At 66.2% G+C, this 15,899-nt stretch carries 18 protein-coding genes and 1 pseudogene; 9 read left to right on the top strand and 10 right to left on the bottom strand.

The annotated features are described in order from the left end of the window. The first annotated feature begins 44 nt into the window (after positions 1-44). A complete protein-coding gene (locus tag LIG30_RS16330) occupies positions 45-1,004 on the top strand; it encodes a hypothetical protein (RefSeq protein WP_038713646.1) in 960 nt (319 codons plus the stop codon). A 362-nt stretch (positions 1,005-1,366) separates the two neighbouring features. Here the strand turns inward: LIG30_RS16330 and LIG30_RS16325 are convergent, their stop codons facing one another. Then, complete coding sequence (locus LIG30_RS16325) at positions 1,367-2,116, bottom strand: NUDIX hydrolase (protein WP_051995051.1); 750 nt, start codon at positions 2,114-2,116, stop codon at positions 1,367-1,369. A 90-nt stretch (positions 2,117-2,206) separates the two neighbouring features. On the opposite strand from LIG30_RS16325, the gene LIG30_RS16320 reads away from it, so the two are divergent. Together LIG30_RS16320 and LIG30_RS16315 are read left to right on the top strand one after the other, a co-directional pair. Then, positions 2,207-3,235, top strand: coding sequence for an SPFH domain-containing protein (locus LIG30_RS16320; protein ID WP_038713645.1), 1,029 nt, complete (start codon positions 2,207-2,209; stop codon positions 3,233-3,235). Further along, on the top strand, positions 3,232-4,164 hold the full coding sequence (locus LIG30_RS16315) for a sugar kinase (RefSeq protein ID WP_038713644.1): 933 nt from the start codon (positions 3,232-3,234) through the stop codon (positions 4,162-4,164). Before LIG30_RS16320 ends, LIG30_RS16315 begins: the two co-directional genes overlap by 4 nt. A 30-nt stretch (positions 4,165-4,194) precedes the next feature. Here LIG30_RS16315 and LIG30_RS16310 read toward each other — a convergent pair. The 4 genes and pseudogenes from LIG30_RS16310 to LIG30_RS16295 all read right to left on the bottom strand — a co-directional run. Beyond that, a pseudogene (locus LIG30_RS16310) lies at positions 4,195-4,347 on the bottom strand (ISNCY family transposase); the annotation flags it as partial. Positions 4,348-4,543: 196 nt separating this feature from the next. Continuing rightward, entirely contained in the window at positions 4,544-6,028 is a 1,485-nt protein-coding gene (locus tag LIG30_RS16305; RefSeq protein WP_038713642.1) for an ISNCY family transposase, read from the bottom strand. Positions 6,029-6,364: 336 nt separating this feature from the next. Further along, on the bottom strand, positions 6,365-6,850 hold the full coding sequence (locus LIG30_RS16300; protein ID WP_038713641.1) for an aminoacyl-tRNA deacylase: 486 nt from the start codon (positions 6,848-6,850) through the stop codon (positions 6,365-6,367). 103 nt (positions 6,851-6,953) lie between these two features. Then, entirely contained in the window at positions 6,954-7,928 is a 975-nt protein-coding gene (locus LIG30_RS16295) for a cysteine synthase A (protein ID WP_038713640.1), read from the bottom strand. 176 nt (positions 7,929-8,104) lie between these two features. On the opposite strand from LIG30_RS16295, the gene LIG30_RS16290 reads away from it, so the two are divergent. Together LIG30_RS16290 and LIG30_RS16285 are read left to right on the top strand one after the other, a co-directional pair. Then, a complete protein-coding gene (locus LIG30_RS16290; protein ID WP_152986119.1) occupies positions 8,105-8,593 on the top strand; it encodes an adenosine-specific kinase in 489 nt (162 codons plus the stop codon). Between the two features lie 256 nt (positions 8,594-8,849). After that, complete coding sequence (locus LIG30_RS16285; protein ID WP_038713639.1) at positions 8,850-9,137, top strand: YciI-like protein; 288 nt, start codon at positions 8,850-8,852, stop codon at positions 9,135-9,137. A 9-nt stretch (positions 9,138-9,146) separates the two neighbouring features. Here the strand turns inward: LIG30_RS16285 and corA are convergent, their stop codons facing one another. Next, complete coding sequence (gene corA / locus LIG30_RS16280; RefSeq protein ID WP_038713728.1) at positions 9,147-10,124, bottom strand: magnesium/cobalt transporter CorA; 978 nt, start codon at positions 10,122-10,124, stop codon at positions 9,147-9,149. 197 nt (positions 10,125-10,321) lie between these two features. On the opposite strand from corA, the gene LIG30_RS26430 reads away from it, so the two are divergent. Continuing rightward, the gene (locus LIG30_RS26430; RefSeq protein ID WP_152986118.1) at positions 10,322-10,486 is read left to right on the top strand and encodes a cytochrome bd-I oxidase subunit CydX; all 165 of its coding nucleotides are present in this window, start codon (positions 10,322-10,324) and stop codon (positions 10,484-10,486) included. Further along, the gene (locus tag LIG30_RS16275) at positions 10,483-11,094 is read left to right on the top strand and encodes an AAA family ATPase (protein WP_038713638.1); all 612 of its coding nucleotides are present in this window, start codon (positions 10,483-10,485) and stop codon (positions 11,092-11,094) included. The genes LIG30_RS26430 and LIG30_RS16275 overlap by 4 nt, the downstream gene beginning before the upstream one ends. Positions 11,095-11,160: 66 nt before the next feature. Here LIG30_RS16275 and LIG30_RS16270 read toward each other — a convergent pair whose 3' ends face one another. Then, positions 11,161-12,261, bottom strand: coding sequence for a saccharopine dehydrogenase family protein (locus LIG30_RS16270; protein ID WP_038713637.1), 1,101 nt, complete (start codon positions 12,259-12,261; stop codon positions 11,161-11,163). Positions 12,262-12,734: 473 nt separating this feature from the next. Then, entirely contained in the window at positions 12,735-13,199 is a 465-nt protein-coding gene (locus LIG30_RS16265; RefSeq protein WP_038713636.1) for an Lrp/AsnC family transcriptional regulator, read from the bottom strand. Between the two features lie 218 nt (positions 13,200-13,417). On the opposite strand from LIG30_RS16265, the gene LIG30_RS16260 reads away from it, so the two are divergent. Together LIG30_RS16260 and LIG30_RS16255 are read left to right on the top strand one after the other, a co-directional pair. Further along, a complete protein-coding gene (locus LIG30_RS16260; RefSeq protein WP_038713635.1) occupies positions 13,418-13,951 on the top strand; it encodes a Spy/CpxP family protein refolding chaperone in 534 nt (177 codons plus the stop codon). A 242-nt stretch (positions 13,952-14,193) separates the two neighbouring features. Next, entirely contained in the window at positions 14,194-14,628 is a 435-nt protein-coding gene (locus tag LIG30_RS16255; protein WP_038713634.1) for a PGDYG domain-containing protein, read from the top strand. Positions 14,629-14,721: 93 nt separating this feature from the next. Here the strand turns inward: LIG30_RS16255 and LIG30_RS16250 are convergent, their stop codons facing one another. Both LIG30_RS16250 and LIG30_RS16245 read right to left on the bottom strand, forming a co-directional pair. After that, positions 14,722-15,084, bottom strand: a complete 363-nt coding sequence (locus tag LIG30_RS16250; RefSeq protein ID WP_038713633.1) for a DUF3022 domain-containing protein — start codon at positions 15,082-15,084, stop codon at positions 14,722-14,724. A 13-nt stretch (positions 15,085-15,097) separates the two neighbouring features. Further along, complete coding sequence (locus LIG30_RS16245; protein WP_038713632.1) at positions 15,098-15,886, bottom strand: YhfC family intramembrane metalloprotease; 789 nt, start codon at positions 15,884-15,886, stop codon at positions 15,098-15,100. Positions 15,887-15,899: the final 13 nt, after the last annotated feature.

Here is a 15,899-nt window from a genome sequence, read left to right as displayed (position 1 = left end):
GCGGAAAGCTCTCCGAGTCAGGTCAAGGGCCGAGGTGACGACAGATGAGACGCTTCGACGTGTTCAATGGCGACGCGGATGGCATCTGTGCGCTTCAGCAGCTGCGGCTCGCGACGCCGGCCGAGTCGATCCTCGTGACCGGGCCGAAACGCGACATCGCGCTGCTCGCGCGCGTGACGGCGGTGCGCGGCGACGCCGTCACGGTGCTCGACGTGTCGCTCGATGCGAACCGCGCGGCATTGATGGCGTTGCTGCAAGGCGGCGTTGACGTCAGCTATTTTGATCACCACCACCCCGGCGCCGTGCCGCGCGACGCGCACCTCCGCGCGTACATCGATACCTCGCCGTCGGTCTGCACGAGTCTCATCGTGAACCGGTATCTGGGCGGGCGACATCGTCTGTGGGCGGCGACAGGCGCGTACGGCGACAACCTCGTGGACGCCGCACGCCGGACCGCCGCGGAAGGCGGCCTGGCGGATGCCGACGCGCGCCGGCTGCAGGTGCTCGGCGAAGCGATCAACTACAACGCTTACGGCGATTCGCCCGACGATCTGTTGATGCCGCCGCTCGACGTGTACGCATCGCTTCGGCCGTACGCGAATCCGCTTGAGTTCGCGGCATCGCCGCTCGCGCGGCAGCTCGACGCGGACCGGCAGCGCGACATGGCGTGCGCCGAACGGCAGCGCGCGACGATGGTGCTGCCCGGCGCGGATGTCTATGTCCTGCCCGATGCGCGCTGGGCGCGGCGGGTGCGCGGCGTGTTCGCGAACCGGCTCGCACGCGACGCGCCGGACCGCGCGCATGCGGTGCTGACGATCGCGCCGGGCGGCGGCTATACCGTCAGCGTGCGCGCGCCGCTGGCTGCGCCGCGCGGCGCGGACCGGCTGTGCCGGGGCTTTCCGGGCGGCGGCGGACGGGAAGGGGCGGCCGGCATCAACCCGCTCGCGCCGGATTGCCTCGATGCATTCGTCGCCGCATTTTCCGCCGCGTATCGCGGTACTTGAGCGCACGCCGGTGTCCACGCCAGCCGGCGGCGGAGGGTGGGCGAGTGTCGTCATGGCTCGGTTCAGGATGTCACGCCGTATGCAGGTGCGGGCGATCGGGAGAACGGCCGCGCGCCGATCGACGTGCGCCCGGCCGGATGGACCGCATCGCGGCTGTGCCTGCCGTTCCGGCGCTCGGCGGGCCGTGTGCCTGCGTTGCCTGTTTCGAATCTAGGAACGAAGGTGCAGGGATGGGTTGACTGAGGTCAAGAAGGAAGGCGCCGTTGCCGGCCAGACGCGGGTGGACACGCTGCGTACGCAGCAGGCAGTGTTCGCGGAATGAGGAAAACCGGGAAGGGCGCCCGACAACCCGATCCGAACTGTCAGTCGTTGCCGCGTGGGCTGAACGTCCGCGGGAACACCACGGGGGCACATCGATCCACGAGGTGATATCCCAGTGCCGGCCGATTCGACTCCCCGGCAATGTAGCCCGTTTCTCTGAGGAATCCCGCAGCGAGCATCCGCGTGCGGAAGCCGCTTTTGTCCACCGGCCGACCGAGCACGACCTCATACATGCGTTGCAGCTGCGGCAGCGTGAAGGGCTCCAGCAGCAGGAAAGCCGGCAGGGACGTGTATTCCACCTTGCTGCGCAACCGCTCGACCGCCGCCTGAAGGATCTCGTCATGATCGAACGCGAGTCCGCGCTTCTGCATCACGGCATCAACGCTGAACCAAGCCACCCCGGCGGCATTGGCCCCGCTCTCGAGCGTGACATCCTGGGCAGGAATCAACGCGAACCACGCATGTGTGGCTGACCAGCCGCGCGGGTCACGCGTCGCGCTGCCCCAACTGCCAAGCTGCTCCAGGTATGGACTCCTCACGGCTGTTTTCTCGAACAGCTTGCGACGCGCGCAATCCTCAAGCGTCTTGTCGATCGCTACATCGACAAAGCCGCCCGGCAGCGCCCAGCGCCCGGGAAACGGCTCGCCGGCATCGTCCGGGCGCTGGACGAGCAGAACCTGCAGCGCGTTATCGAGCACGGTGAATATCACAACGTCGACAGTCGTGTAAGGCAAGGGGAACGCAAATCCTTGACTTATGCGTTGTCCGGAAGCGGGATTTTTTCGTGTCATGACGATTCAGACAAACTTGACGACCCTCATTCTAGGTTGTATTGTACAACCCATACAAGTTGTACTGCACAACTCACATGGGAGATCGACATGTTCGGGATTCGCTTCATCAAGTCTCAGCCGACTATTCACCTGATGCAGTTCCGCGCGGGCAGGATGGTGCGCGAGGGCGCCGGGCTTTCGTTCTTCTACTACGCGCCGGCGACGACCTTGGTGTCCGTACCGGTTGCGAGCCAGGATCGTCCGTTCATCCTTGAGTTGGTCACCGCGGATTTCCAGAGCGTGACGGTACAGGGGCAGGTGACCTATCGCATCGGCGACCCGCACCGCACGGCAGCGATGATGGATTTCTCGCTGGGAAAGGACGGCAGATCGTACGTTTCAGACGATCCGAAGCGGCTCGGGGAGCGCGTGGCGATGCAGGTCGAGGTGATCGTGCAGCAGGCCGTGCAGGCGCTGGATCTGAAGCAAGCGCTGCGTGCTTCGGCGGCAATCGCGCATACCGTCCAGACCGAGCTCGGACAGCAGCCGGAAATCGAGGCCCTGGGCCTGGAGATCCTGGGTGTCTCCGTGATGGCCGTGAAGCCGACTCCGGACATTGCCCGGGCGCTCGAAGCTGAAGCGCGAGAATCCAACCTGAAGGCGGCTGACGACGCCGTCTATCTGCGGCGCATGTCGGCGGTGGAAAATGAGCGCGCGATCCGGCAGAACGAACTGGACACGGACATCGCGGTGGAACAGAAGAAGCGGCAGATCCGCGAAACGCAGATGGAGGCGAAGGCGACCCTGATGCGCAGGGAAAACGAACTGCGCAACGAGCAGATGGCGGCGGACATCGAACTCGAGGAAAATCGCAAGGCGTTCGTGGACGGGCAGGCGCACAACAGTCGTACTTTGGCGGAGGCCGAGGCGCACCGGGTCGCAGCCATCATGCAGGCGCTGGAGAAGGCCGATCCGCGCATCGTCAATATGCTCGCGGCGGCCGGGATGCAGCCCGGCCAGCTGATCGCCCAGGCCTTCGGCGGCATTGCCGAGCGGGCCGAGCGCATCGGCCAGCTCAACGTGTCGCCCGACCTGCTGCAGGGCCTCATGAGCGGCGGTGCGAGGGCAACATCATGAGCGCCGGCGCCCGCAAGGTCGTACTGGTAACGCGCCGTACGCGGCTCGAAGACCTGATTGCGCGGCATCACACGCTGGCGCAGGCGAAGTTCTACATCGAGCACCTGGGAGCGGATTTCTCTGATTACCTCGCGGAGAATGCCGCGTATGCGCGCAGCATGGAGCTGACCGTGCGCGCGCTCGAGGACTGGGGGCGGTACCAGATTGTCGATCGCGACTACCTGACGAATTTCATCTTCGCGCCCGACGATATCGTCGTGTCGCTCGGACAGGACGGGCTGGTTGCCAATTCGATGAAATACCTCGACGGGCAGCCGCTGATCGGTCTGAATCCCGAGCCCGGCAGATGGGACGGCATTCTGCTGCCGTTCGAGCCGGCCGATCTCGGGGCGGTGCTCGCGGACGTTGCCCGCGGCCGCCGTCCGACGAAGGCGGTCACGATGGCGGAAGCCCGGCTGTCGGACGGGCAGGTGCTGCGTGCCGTCAACGACCTGTTCATCGGCCCGCGCACCCATTCCACGGCGCTTTACGAGATCGAACTGGGTGAGCGGCACGAATTGCAGTCGTCGTCCGGCATTATCGTCTCCACGGGGCTGGGTTCGACCGCATGGATCAAGAGCGTGGTGGCAGGTTCGCTCGGCGTGATGCGCGCAATGCAAGGCTGGAAGGGGGAGTTTCAATACCGTCCTCAGCCCTGGGATAGCGCACGGCTCACCTTCGCCGTGCGGGAGCCGTTCCCGAGCCAGGCGTCGAAGGCCGAGCTGGTATTCGGCCATGTGAGTGCTGGACAGCCGCTGCGGCTACGCTCACGCATGCCGGAAAATGGGGTGATCTTTTCTGACGGGATGGAAGCCGACTATCTACGGTTTACGGCGGGAATGGAAGCAATCGTGACCGTCGCCGAGACTCATGGGTGTCTGGTTGTGTAGCCACCGCACTCACATGATTCCCTTGGAAATCCCATGCTCCACATGCCGACGAATCGGTCGGATCGGCAGCCCGAGCCGTTCGGCCGCACGCCACGGCTTGAGGCGGCCGTCCGCGACGTCCTGAATGACCTTGAATCTGTCCAGCTCGCGCATCGTCATCGTGATCGTCCCAGTCGCGTTCATCGCCGGCGCTCCCTGAGGGGTGTCGGCAACCATCCTGCAAGCTAAAACACGACATTTTTATTTAGCGGAAACGCGACATCTGAACTTGGGACCTACACCCAATGTCAAAGCCATTCTCAAATGTCCGCTGGCTGGCTAGTTAGAAATGTCCGGTTTTGGGGTGGGTTTGGCGCCTTGTTTGTCCCGGGTTTCAGCGTTACGCCGTGTCGAAGGTGGGCGTCTGAACGGGCAGGGCGCTGACGTCGGCTGCGATTGCTTTGACAGACCGACGACCTGGTTTGCGAGGTGGTTGTTGCGCCTGCCTGCGCTCCGCGAGATCCACGATCACCTGCTCGACGTCAGCCTGCGTGAACTCCCGTTGCTTCTTGGTTCCGGCTGGACGGCCGGGGGTACGCACGGCCTGGCCTTGATTGGTGCGAGACGGTGACCCTGAGATCCGCCGGTTGTCGCGCTGCGCCTGAATCGCCTCGGCGACTTGCAGCACGTGACTCAGGCGTTTGTGTTCGATCACCGCGCCTTGATCGACCTCCGCCAGCTTGTCGTAAGGGCGACAGGACAGCACGGCGCCGTCGGCGCGGATCTCGATCCGTCCGTCCGGATACTCCCACACGTCGATGTAGCGGTGAATCAGCTTGCGGTGTTCCGGCGTATCGTCCAGCAAGTAGAGCACCCGGTCGTACAGCACCGTCAGCGATTTCGATACGCGACGCGTTTCGCGCCAGGTCAGCAGCAGATCCAGATCCTCATCGTCCCGCAGCGGCCGGTGCGCATTGAAGTCGCTCCGCGGCGGCTTCGCGAACCGTGCGTTGTAGGCCGCCATGAAGGAGGGCGCATACGCATTGGCGTCGGCCACCGTGCTGATCCCGCGCAGCCGCAACTCCTTCACCAGCCGGTCCTGCAGCGTCAGGTGCGCGCGCTCGACACGGCCCTTGGCCGAGCTGCTGTTCGCGCAGAACGTGTCGATGTTCAGCTCGTACATCGCCCGGCCGAAGTGCGTCACGCTGCGGCCGGTCTTGCTCGCGCTCGTGCTGCGAAACACGCTGGCCTTGTCGCTGTAGAGCGCCACCGGCTTGCCGTAGCGCTCGAGGTATGCCCGCGTCGCCTCGAAATAGCTGAAGGTCGACTCGGTGGCCGTGAAGTGCAGCTGCATCAGCCGGCTGGTCGCGTCGTCGACGTACACCAGCAGCGTGCATTGCGGCGCCCGATCCTCGAACCACCGATGTTCGCTGCCGTCGATCTGGATCAACTCGCCCAGGCACGCCCGCCGCGCCCGCGGCTGGTAGACCTTCGGCGGACGCTGCCGGCGCGGCACCCACAAACCCGCGTCCGTCATCAGCTTCCGGACCGTCTCCTTGGCCAGCCGGATGCCGTGGCATTCCCAGAGCTTCTCGCAGGCCAGCGTCGTCCCGAAATCGGCGTAACGGTCACGGATGATCGTCAGCGCCCGCCGAGCCAGGTCCTCGTCCAACCGCCGGTTACCGGGACGCTCACGCTTGCGTGACGCCAGGCCGGCCGCACCAGACTCGCGATAACGATCCACTAGGCGCTGCACCTGGCGCACGGTCAGGCCCAGCCGTTCGGCCGCGCGACCGGGCTTGAGTCCCGTGTCCACCACGGCCTGGATCACCTTCAGACGGTCGAGTTCTCGCATGTTCAGTGTCACCAGTGCACCTGGATACATGGGCGGCTCCGTGATCCGGCAAGGAACCGCCAAGCATACCGAGGTCAAAACACGACATTTCTATCTAGCCAGAACACGACATTTGCATATAGCTCTTACACCCAAATTGTCGATAATTGGTATTATGTCAAATTTACATCATGTAAACCGCAGTTCACGGAAAGCGCACGCGCACCCCGCAGTGCAACTGCAGCAGAGAGCCCTTAAGGTTATCGCGCTAGCCAGCCTCCACAAAAACCAAACGGCGCGCTTGCCTCACCAGCAAGCGCGCCGTCCCGAACCCCACACCCGGAGCCGCCAACCACGCCACTCCGGCCCGAAACGCATCCCGGCCGCTCAGGACACCATTCCCTGCATCTTGTGCGAAAAACGCCCGCGTTCGGCCTTGTCCATCAGGGCCAGGAAGTCGTCGCGGTCCATATGAATCAGCGCTTCGTGATCGCCGGCCTCGAAATACACATCCGGCTGCTGCGCGAGACTCTCGTCAAGGAACGTCTTCATCCCGTACTCCATGCAGATCGGCGGCAGCGCGCCGGCGTCGCAGTCCTTGAACAGTTCGCGCAGCTCGCCTTCCTTGGCGAGCGTCAGATGGCGGCCGGTCTGCGCCCACAGCTCGGACAGCCGCACCGCGTGCGTCGTCGGCAGCACGGCCGCGACATAGCCTTGTTCGTCTTCGAGCAGCACCGTCTTGGCGAGACGGTCGCCTGGAATATGTGCCGCCGCAGCCGTTTCCATGCTCGAATGGCTGTACGGGTGGCGCACGACTTCATACTGCGAGGCCCTCTGGCGCAGGCAGTCTTGCAGCGTAGTAGACATAGACATGGCACACCTCATCTGGGTCGATACGGGCGAAGAACGATCGCACCGGATTCGTTTAGGATAGGTCGCATTCGTCAATATAGGAAAACCCCGCGTAGGCCCGCCGTCACTCTGGCTCAAGCCCTTTTTCCCGCAGCCAGTCGGGGTTGAACAGCCGCGCGCGGTAAATGTCGCCGCGATCGCAAAGCAGTGTGACGATCGTATGCCCCGGGCCCATCTGCCCGGCAAGCCACACGGCCGCGGCGACGTTGATGCCGGTCGATCCGCCCACGTACAGGCCTTCCTCGCGCAGCAGCCGGTAGACCATCGTCACGCACTGCCGGTCGTCGATGCGCACCGCGTCGTCGATCGGCGAGCCCGCGAGATTGGCCGTGACGCGGCTCGAGCCGATGCCTTCCGTGATCGAATTGCCTTCCACCTTGATTTCACCGGTCTTCACATAGCCGTAGAGCCCGCTGCCATGCGGGTCGGCCAGCACGATCCGGACTTCCGGGTTGCGTTCCTTCAGGTAGCGGCTCACGCCGGCGAGCGTGCCGCCCGTCCCCGTCGAGCAGACGAACGCATCGACCGTGCCGGCGGTGTCGTGCCAGATTTCCGGCCCGGTCGTCTCGTAGTGCGCCTGGCGGTTCACGAGATTGTCGAACTGGTTGGCCCAGATCGCGTTGTCCAGTTCGTCGGCGAGGCGTCCGGCAATCTTCTGGTAGTTGTTCGGATCCTTGTAGGGCGCCGCAGGCACCGCGCGCACCTCGGCGCCGAGCGTGCGCAGGATCGCCATTTTCTCGGGCGACTGCGTGTCGGGAATCACGATCACGCACCAGTAGCCGCGCGCCGCGCAGATGTGCGCGAGGCCGATGCCGGTGTTGCCGGCCGTGCCCTCGACGACCGTGCCGCCGGGCTTCAGCGTGCCGCGCTGCTCGGCGTCCCGGATGATGTACAGCGCCGCGCGGTCCTTGACCGAGCCGCCCGGATTCATGAACTCGGCCTTGCCGAGGATCTCGCAGCCCGTTTCCTCGCTGAGCCTCGCCAGCCGGATCAGCGGCGTGCGCCCCACGCAGTCGACGAAACCGTTTCGCACGTCCATTGCCGCCTCCCCTCGCCGCCTTCGCCGCCGGCGCACCTCACAGCGAAAGCATAGGTGACGGCGCGGCGCGCTGCGCTTTCGGGGCGTGCCGCCGCGTACTAAGCTGGAAAACGGCGAGGCCCGCGCAGGCGATCCGCTCGCGATGCGCCCGCCGCGTCATCAGACGAGGTTCCGACATGCTGCAGTTGCTGACCGTTGTGATCGACAAGCCCGAGACGATGAATTTCATTCTCGGCCAGACGCATTTCATCAAGTCCGTCGAGGACATCCACGAGGCGCTGGTCGGCACCGTGCCCGGCATCACGTTCGGACTGGCGTTCTGCGAGGCGTCCGGCAAGCGCCTGGTGCGCCGTTCCGGCACCGATGACGGCCTCATCGAGCTGGCCTGCAGGAATGCAAGCGCGATCGGCGCGGGTCACAGCTTTGTCGTGTTCCTCGGCGACGGTTTTTATCCGGTCAACGTGCTGAACGCGATCAAGGCCGTGCCCGAGGTGTGCCGGATCTTCTGCGCGACCGCGAACCCGACCGAGGTGGTCGTCGCGCAGACGCCTCAGGGACGCAGCATCCTCGGCGTCGTCGACGGCTTCTCGCCGCTCGGCGTCGAGAACGACGAGGACGTGCGCTGGCGAAAGGAGCTGCTGCGAAGCATCGGCTACAAGGCCTGAGCCGCGCTTGGTGCCGCGACAGCGGCTCGACCACGTGCGCCGAAACATGTTACCCGCCCTTTTCCTGAAGACGAGATGCCGCGGGCTATGCTGCGCGAATGTGCGTCGTCACAGCGTGGCGCGTAGACGCTAGACCGTTAGTTGCATTTAAGGGAGGTGGATGCCCTATGCTTGAGCGCGACACGCCGACCGGAAACGCGCGCTGCGCGGCCCGACGCCGAGCGTCGACGGCCGCCACCGATGCCAGGAGCCACGCATGCATTACCAGTTGATCTACGAACTCGCCGACGATTACCCGTCGCGGCGCGAGCCGTTTCGCGCCGCGCATCTCGCGCTCGCGCACGCCGCGACCGAACGCGGCGAGCTGGTGCTCGCAGGCGCGTTCTCCGATCCGTACGATCAGGCGGTGCTCGTCTTCGAAGGCGACTCGCCGGCGGCTGCCGAATCGTTCGCCCGTGCCGATCCGTATGTGCTGAACGGCCTCGTCAAATCCTGGCGCGTGCGCCCGTGGCACGTCGTGATTGGCAAGCACGCACCGCGCTGAGCGCCGGGGCTACAGCCACCCTGCCCGCTTGAAGCGCCACCACAGCGCGAGATCGGTCGCGAGCATCACCCCGAGGCAGCCGTAGAAGCCATATTTCCAGTGCAGCTCGGGGATGTTGTTGAAGTTCATCCCGTAGATCCCGGCGACCATCGTCGGAATGGCAAACAGCGCCGCGAACGAGCCGAGCCGCTTGGTCACTTCGTTCTCCGCCAGCGAGATCATCCCGAGGTTGACCTGGATCGCCGTCACCACCATCTCGCGGCGCCCCTCGATCGTCCTGACGATGCGCTGCAGGTGGTCGTAGACGTCCCGGAAATAATGCTCCATGCCGCTGCAGATCTGCGGGATGCGCCCGCCCGTCAGCTTCGCCAGCGGCTCGAGCAGCGGCGCCGTGTGCTGATGCAGCATCACGAGCCGGCGCTTCAGCGAATAGAGATCCTCGATGATCGCCCGCGACGCGGCAGGCGTCGATTTCAGGAAGATGCGGTCTTCGAGCGCCTCCAGCTCCGCGCCAAGCACTTCGAGGATCGGGAAATAGCGGTCGACGACCTGGTCCATCAGCGCGTAGAACACGAACGCGGCGCCTTCGCGCAGCAGATGCGGCTCGTGCTCGCATCGCCTTCGCACGTCACGGAAATCCTGCTCGGTGTTGCTGCGGATCGACAGCACGTAATTCGGGCCGACGAAGATGCTCAGTTCGCCCACCTGGAATTCGTCGTCGCCGTCGAGCGCGACCGTATGCAGCACCGCGAACAGCGAGTCGCCGTATTCCTCGATCTTCGGCCGTTGATGCCCGTTGCGGGCATCCTCGAGCGCCAGCTCGTGCAGCCCGAATTCCTCGCCCATCAGCGCCAGCTCGTCGGGCTTCGGGTCCTTCAGCGCGACCCACACAAAGCAATCGGGTTGCGCGACATAGTCGCTGATGGCGTCGATGTCGATATCGGCCAGCTTGCGGCCGTCCTGGTATGCAGCGCAGTTGATCAGCATGTTGTCCGTCATGTTGCCTGTATCGCGCGCCAGTTTACCGGTTTGTCGCGCGAGCCTGCTTCGGCGGCCGGCGGCTTGCGCGTGGCGTCGTTATTGGTCATGATCGGCCTGCGCGCGCGATCGGGCGCGGCGCACGATTCGACAAGCCGGCGGCACGCCCGCACGGACAGAACGGCTCAGCCGTCGAGGAAACAGTGATGCGGTATCTATCGTGGGGAAGAGGCACGGGCGTCGCGGCCGGTTTCGGCACGGCCGGTTCAGGCATCGTCGGCGCGACGCGCCCGGAAGCGGGCGGCACGTTGCCGCGCGACGCGCACCCGGCCGGCGCCGGCCGGGCCAAACCGGGGAGCACGCAGCCGTGACGCACCTGGTGTTCTTCTGCGGCCATGCCGGCACCGGCAAGACCACGCTCGCCAAGCGGCTCATCGGGCCGCTGATGCGGGCCACCGGCGAGGCCTTCTGCCTGCTCGACAAGGACACGCTGTACGGCCGCTACAGCTCGGCGGCCATGGGCGCCCTCACCCACGACCCGAACGACCGCGACAGCCCGCTCTACCTCAAGCATCTGCGCGACCCCGAGTACCAGGGCCTGCTCGACACCGCGCGCGAAAACCTCGCGCTCGGCATCAGCGTGATCGTCGTCGGCCCGCTGTCGCGCGAGGTGCGCGACCGGCGCCTCCTCGACCGCCAATGGCTCGGCATCGGCCCGGAGGTCGCGGTGACCATCGTGTGGGTGCACACGTCCGAAGCGGTCGCCCATCGACGGATCGTCGCACGCGGCAACCCGAACGACGCGTACAAGCTCACGCACTGGGACGCCTACCGGCAGCGCCGCTTCATGCCGACGGGAGCGGAATGCGACGGCCTCGTGATGTTCGACAACACCGCGTCGACCGATGCAGACCTCGACGCGCTGCTGCGGCGCATCGTGCCGCCGCAGCCGGCCATCCTGCCGCCGCTGCCCGCCTGACGCGGCAACGCCGGGCGGCGGCCAGCGGCCTGCACCCGGCGAACGGCCCGACGCGGGCCGGGCGGGTCAGGCCAGCGCGTGCACGCGCTCGAGCGTGCCGCCGTCGTACAGCTTGCCGAAGCGGTTCGCGAGGAACGCCTTGAGGGGCACCTGCTCCTGGCGGATGAAGCCGCTTTGCGGCAGCACCTTCTCGCGGAACAGGTCGAGCACCGCGCACATCGCGCCCGCGGTCGTGATCTGGATCGCGCTCATCGGCATCCCGCACACCTCCTTCGCGAAGATCTTGCGCGTGAACACGTCCTGCACCAGCTGGCCGTTCTTCATGCCGGTGACCGTGACGAAGATCAGCACGACGTCCTGCTTGGTCGACGGCACCGCGCGGCGCATGATCGACTTCATCGTGTCGCGGTCGCTCGACAGGCGCAGGTCTTCGAGCAGGAACTGGATCAGGTCGCGGTGCCCCGGATAGCGGACCGACTTGTAGTCGAGCGTCTCGACCTTGCCCGACAGCGTCTCGCACAGCGTGCCGAGGCCGCCCGACGTGTTGAACGCCTCGTATTCGGTGCCGTCGAGCGAGAAATGCTCGAGCCCTTCGAGCGGCTGCACCCATTGCTGGCGGCCGTCGCGGATCGCCTCGCACGGCTGGCAATATTCGTTGATCAGGCCGTCGACGCTCCACGTCAGGTTGTATTTCAGCGCGTTGGTCGGATATTCCGGCAGCGCGCCGACGCGCATCTTGACGTCGCGCACCTCGGTGAAGCCGTTGACCAGCTCGTGCGCGGCGATGCCGATGAAGCCCGGCGCGAGGCCGCATTGCGGCATGAACGCATGGTCCGAGCCGTCGGCGAGGCTGCGGATCGCATGCGTCGCGCGCACGTCCTCGGTCAGGTCGAAGTAATGCACGCCCGCGGCCTTCGCGGCGGCGGCGACGTTGACCGCGAGGTAGTACGGCAGCGCGTTGACGAGCGCATCGAAGCCCTTCACTGCCTCGCGAATGGCGGTGGCGTCGGCCGAATCGACGCGCTGCGTCGCGATCCCCTCGCGCGCCAGCTTCGCGAGCGCATCCGCGTCGCGGTCGATTGCGACGACCTCGTAGTCGCCGGTTTCACGCAGCATGTGAGCAATGGTGTGGCCGATCAGACCTGCGCCTGCGATGGCGATTTTCATGCGCTTATCTCCTGAATGATGGGGGAAATGTTCTTTACGTCGTGAAGCCATGTACACAGTGTAGGGACGCGCAAAATCAGTTCCTAGACGAAAAATGATGCGATTCGACCGGTTGTTTCGACGTATAGACGATGATTTTTGTCGAAGCGACGAAACACGGCCGAAATGGTGGCTCAGCGCGTGTTTCAGGAAGGATCGGGGGCGGCCGGTCGGGCCGCTTTGGCGGGAGGGTTTTGCGCGGCGGAGCACTTCATTCGGCGAGGCGCACCGTGATTCATCGGCGCACTGACGCACTGACGCACTGGCGCACCGGAATGCAGAAATACCGGAATGCCGGAGCACTCGCGCACTGGGACGCAAGGATGCCGGCGTGTTACGCGGCCCGCTTCCGCGCAGCCGCGCTCACCGCATGAGCATGGTCCGGCCGGCGGGACGAGGAAAAACGCGCGGCGGCAGGCTCCGCCACTTGTGCGTCAGCCGCCGATCGTGCCGCGGTCGATCTTGCGCGACAGGATGATCGACGTGGTCGTGCGCTCGACGCCCTCGAGCGCCCCGATCTGGTCGAGCAGGTCGTTGAGCCGCTCCGGGGAATCGGCGCGCAGCCATGCGACGTAGTCGTATTCGCCGCTGACCGCGCACAGCAGCTGCACTTCCGGCATGCGGTCGAGCTTCTTGAGCACGTCCTTGCCATATTTCGGCGCGAGGATGATCCCGACATACGCATAGATGCTCGCGTCGAGCACGTCCTGTCCGAGCCGCACGCTGTAGCCGGCGATCACCTGTGTGCGCTCGAGGCGCGCGATGCGCGCGACGACGGTCGTGCGCGCGACGTCGAGCTGGCGCGCGAGATCGGCGACGCTCGCGCGCGCGTTCGCTTGCAGCAGCGCGACGAGTTGCCGGTCGAGGTCGTCGAGTTGATCGAGGCGGGGTGGACGCATGGCGCTGGCGGAAATGAAGGAGACGCGATGATAGCGCCGAACACCGGCCAGGGCCTGCAACAGATCTGCATCAATTTCGATACGTTTCGGTTGTAAGCAGATGTCGCATCCGGCCCCAAGCGGCGCCTGGCGTGCTACTAATAGCATGCGACGCAATATGTGCGCGCGCCGCGAAATGACCGCGCCCGCTCGCACCACACCACCCCGGAGAGCCAGCCATGAAGAAGATTTCGCTCACCCTCGCCGCGCTCACGCTTGCGGCCAGCGCCTTCGCGCAAGCGCAGACGCCGGCGCAGCCGGCCGCCACCGCCGCTTCGTCCGCACCCGCACCCGCGTCCGCTGCCCCGCAAGCTGCTGCCCGCCACGAGGCGCGCGTCGAGCAGCGCATCGCGTACCTGCACCGCCAGTTGAAGATCACGGCGGCCGAGGAGCCGCAATGGAAGACGTTCGCCGACACGATGCGCGAGAACGGCGACACGATGGGCCGCCTCTACCGCGAGCGGATGGAAAGCCACCAGTCGAACGCGATCGACGACATGAAGCAGTACGCCGATCTCGCGCAGGCCCACGCCGACGGCGCGAAGAAACTCGCCGAAGCGTTCGCGCCGCTTTACGACAGCTTCCCGGCCGAGCAGAAGGCGCTGGCCGACACGACGTTCAGGAACTGGCACAGCGGCGTCGAGCCGCACCACGGCCGCGCGAAGGGCAAGGCAGCGCCCGGCGCGGCCGCGAGCGCACCGGCGAAGCCCTGAGCCGGCTCGGCGCACGCTGTCCGCGCCATAGGGCCTGTTCCCGCTAATAACGGGCTTGCGAACGAGCCTTGCCCGCCGGCTGTCCCCCGAGGAGACTTCCTGCGGGCGCGTGCAAGGACGGATTGGCGGGAACAGGCCCTGGCCCGCCGTCCGTCACGGATGGCGCGGTGACGCATGCCCGGCGCCTGCACAGGGCGGCCGTTTCGAGATAAGCTCTCACGCTTTTCCCGCATTCCATCGCCATGCTCGCACTCACCCATCTCGATCTCAGCACCGATCCGCACGCCCGGCGCGTGGTCAAGGACGAAACCGTCACGGTCGCGTTCGCGGCCGGCGACGGCGAACTGATGAGCCTCGAAGGCCCGAACCGCTATGTGGCGGGCGACGCGCTGATCACCGGCTCGACGGGCGACCGCTGGGTCGTGTCGCGCGCGCGCTTCGACCCGAAATACCTGCCTGCCGATCCGTCGATCGCGCACGGCGAACCGGGCGCATACCGCAACCGGCCGGCGATCGTGCTCGCGAAGCGGATGGACGAACCCTTCACCATCGCGCGTTCGGCCAACGGCGACACGCTGCGCGGCGTGGCGGGCGACTGGGTGATGCAGTACGCGCCGGGCGACTACGGTGTCGTCCAGGCGCAGCGCTTCGCGCAGGTCTACCGCGACGCCGTCTGACGACGCGCGCCGCCCGCGCGGCTTCGGCTTCGGCTTCGGCTTCGGCTTCGGCTTCGGCTTCGGCTTCGGCTTCGGCTTCGGCTTCGGCTTCGCTCAGGCGAACGCCTCGTCGAGCGCGATCTGCGCGTCGCGCGGCACGGCCTCGCCGCTCGCGTGGCGCTCCTCGAGCGAGCCGAGCATCGCTTCCACATACGCGCGCAGCACCGCGTGGCTGCGGGCGCGCTGCATCGGTTTCATCGCGAGATAGCGCGCGAGCGCCGCCGGCGCGATGCGGACGTCGAGCGTCATGCGCTTCGGCGTCGCGCCGAAGCGCATCGCGAGCCAGTGCACGGACAGAAACCGCCCGCCGTCGTCGCGGCATTCGGCGAAGCGGGTCTGCTCCGGAAACAGGTCGCAGATCACGCGAGCCAGCGCGTCGAATTCCGCGCTCGCGCATTCATACAGATAGTCTTCCATCGTCCGCCTCCCGTCAGGCCGCCGCGCGCGAAACGCGGCACACCTTCACCAGCGCGCCGACCAGCAGCGCCGCCAGCACGAAATACACCGCCTCGACCCACGCGGCGGACAGCACGCGCACCTGATAGAGCATCGCCGGCACGTCGGCGAGCGCGTGCAGCGCGATCGCGAGCGGCAGCACCGCGCGCGATCCGGCGCGCACGCCGCGCCACATCAGCACCGACAGCGCGACCTGGATCGCCAGCGCCGCAAGACGTTCGAGCATCAGCATCGCCACCGACGGCACCGACAACGTCGACAGCATCACCTGGATGCGCACCACCGCCTCGCCCGGCAGGCCCGCGAGCTGTGCGTCGAGCTGGCCGCGACTGGCGAGCCACGCGAGATACGCCCACTGCCCCCAGACGAGCACGCCGACGAACCACGCCTCCGCGCCGCCGTGGCCGAGCCCGTAGCCGATCGCGCGGCCGTCGCCGGCCGATGCGCCGTAGCGGCGGGTCAGGTAGCGCATGCCGAGATAGCGTCCGGTTTCCTCGAACACGCCGGCCGTCAGCGTGCCATACGCGACGAACGCGGCCGGCCGGGCCAGCCAGCCGGCTGCGGCCGCCTGGCTCAGCACGACGCCGTGGAATGCACGTTCGAGGATCATCGCGAACAGCGCGAAAACGGCGATGCCGACGATCGCATCGCGCCTGTCGAGCGCGAGCGGCTTGCGCAGATAACGGTAGAGGACGAGCGGCAGCAGCGCGACGATCAGCGTGGCGGCGATCAGCACCGCCAGCGTGACGGGAGCAACAGTCATGAAATTCCTTGTT

Origin of the sequence: Burkholderia sp. lig30 (assembly GCF_000687455.2) — a bacterium.
Taxonomy (GTDB): Bacteria; Pseudomonadota; Gammaproteobacteria; order Burkholderiales; family Burkholderiaceae; genus Burkholderia.
This window is presented reverse-complemented; position numbering and strand designations above follow the sequence as displayed.

Excerpts from the sequence above, each read along its gene's own strand:
- LIG30_RS16330 (WP_038713646.1), top strand. The coding sequence starts at position 45 with ATGAGACGCTTCGACGTGTTCAATGGCGACGCGGATGGCATCTGTGCG.
- LIG30_RS16325 (WP_051995051.1), bottom strand. The coding sequence starts at position 2,116 with ATGACACGAAAAAATCCCGCTTCCGGACAACGCATAAGTCAAGGATTT.
- LIG30_RS16320 (WP_038713645.1), top strand. The coding sequence starts at position 2,207 with ATGTTCGGGATTCGCTTCATCAAGTCTCAGCCGACTATTCACCTGATG.
- LIG30_RS16315 (WP_038713644.1), top strand. The coding sequence starts at position 3,232 with ATGAGCGCCGGCGCCCGCAAGGTCGTACTGGTAACGCGCCGTACGCGG.
- LIG30_RS16305 (WP_038713642.1), bottom strand. The coding sequence starts at position 6,028 with ATGTATCCAGGTGCACTGGTGACACTGAACATGCGAGAACTCGACCGT.
- LIG30_RS16300 (WP_038713641.1), bottom strand. The coding sequence starts at position 6,850 with ATGTCTATGTCTACTACGCTGCAAGACTGCCTGCGCCAGAGGGCCTCG.
- LIG30_RS16295 (WP_038713640.1), bottom strand. The coding sequence starts at position 7,928 with ATGGACGTGCGAAACGGTTTCGTCGACTGCGTGGGGCGCACGCCGCTG.
- LIG30_RS16290 (WP_152986119.1), top strand. The coding sequence starts at position 8,105 with ATGCTGCAGTTGCTGACCGTTGTGATCGACAAGCCCGAGACGATGAAT.
- LIG30_RS16285 (WP_038713639.1), top strand. The coding sequence starts at position 8,850 with ATGCATTACCAGTTGATCTACGAACTCGCCGACGATTACCCGTCGCGG.
- corA (WP_038713728.1), bottom strand. The coding sequence starts at position 10,124 with ATGCTGATCAACTGCGCTGCATACCAGGACGGCCGCAAGCTGGCCGAT.
- LIG30_RS26430 (WP_152986118.1), top strand. The coding sequence starts at position 10,322 with ATGCGGTATCTATCGTGGGGAAGAGGCACGGGCGTCGCGGCCGGTTTC.
- LIG30_RS16270 (WP_038713637.1), bottom strand. The coding sequence starts at position 12,261 with ATGAAAATCGCCATCGCAGGCGCAGGTCTGATCGGCCACACCATTGCT.
- LIG30_RS16265 (WP_038713636.1), bottom strand. The coding sequence starts at position 13,199 with ATGCGTCCACCCCGCCTCGATCAACTCGACGACCTCGACCGGCAACTC.
- LIG30_RS16260 (WP_038713635.1), top strand. The coding sequence starts at position 13,418 with ATGAAGAAGATTTCGCTCACCCTCGCCGCGCTCACGCTTGCGGCCAGC.
- LIG30_RS16255 (WP_038713634.1), top strand. The coding sequence starts at position 14,194 with ATGCTCGCACTCACCCATCTCGATCTCAGCACCGATCCGCACGCCCGG.
- LIG30_RS16250 (WP_038713633.1), bottom strand. The coding sequence starts at position 15,084 with ATGGAAGACTATCTGTATGAATGCGCGAGCGCGGAATTCGACGCGCTG.
- LIG30_RS16245 (WP_038713632.1), bottom strand. The coding sequence starts at position 15,886 with ATGACTGTTGCTCCCGTCACGCTGGCGGTGCTGATCGCCGCCACGCTG.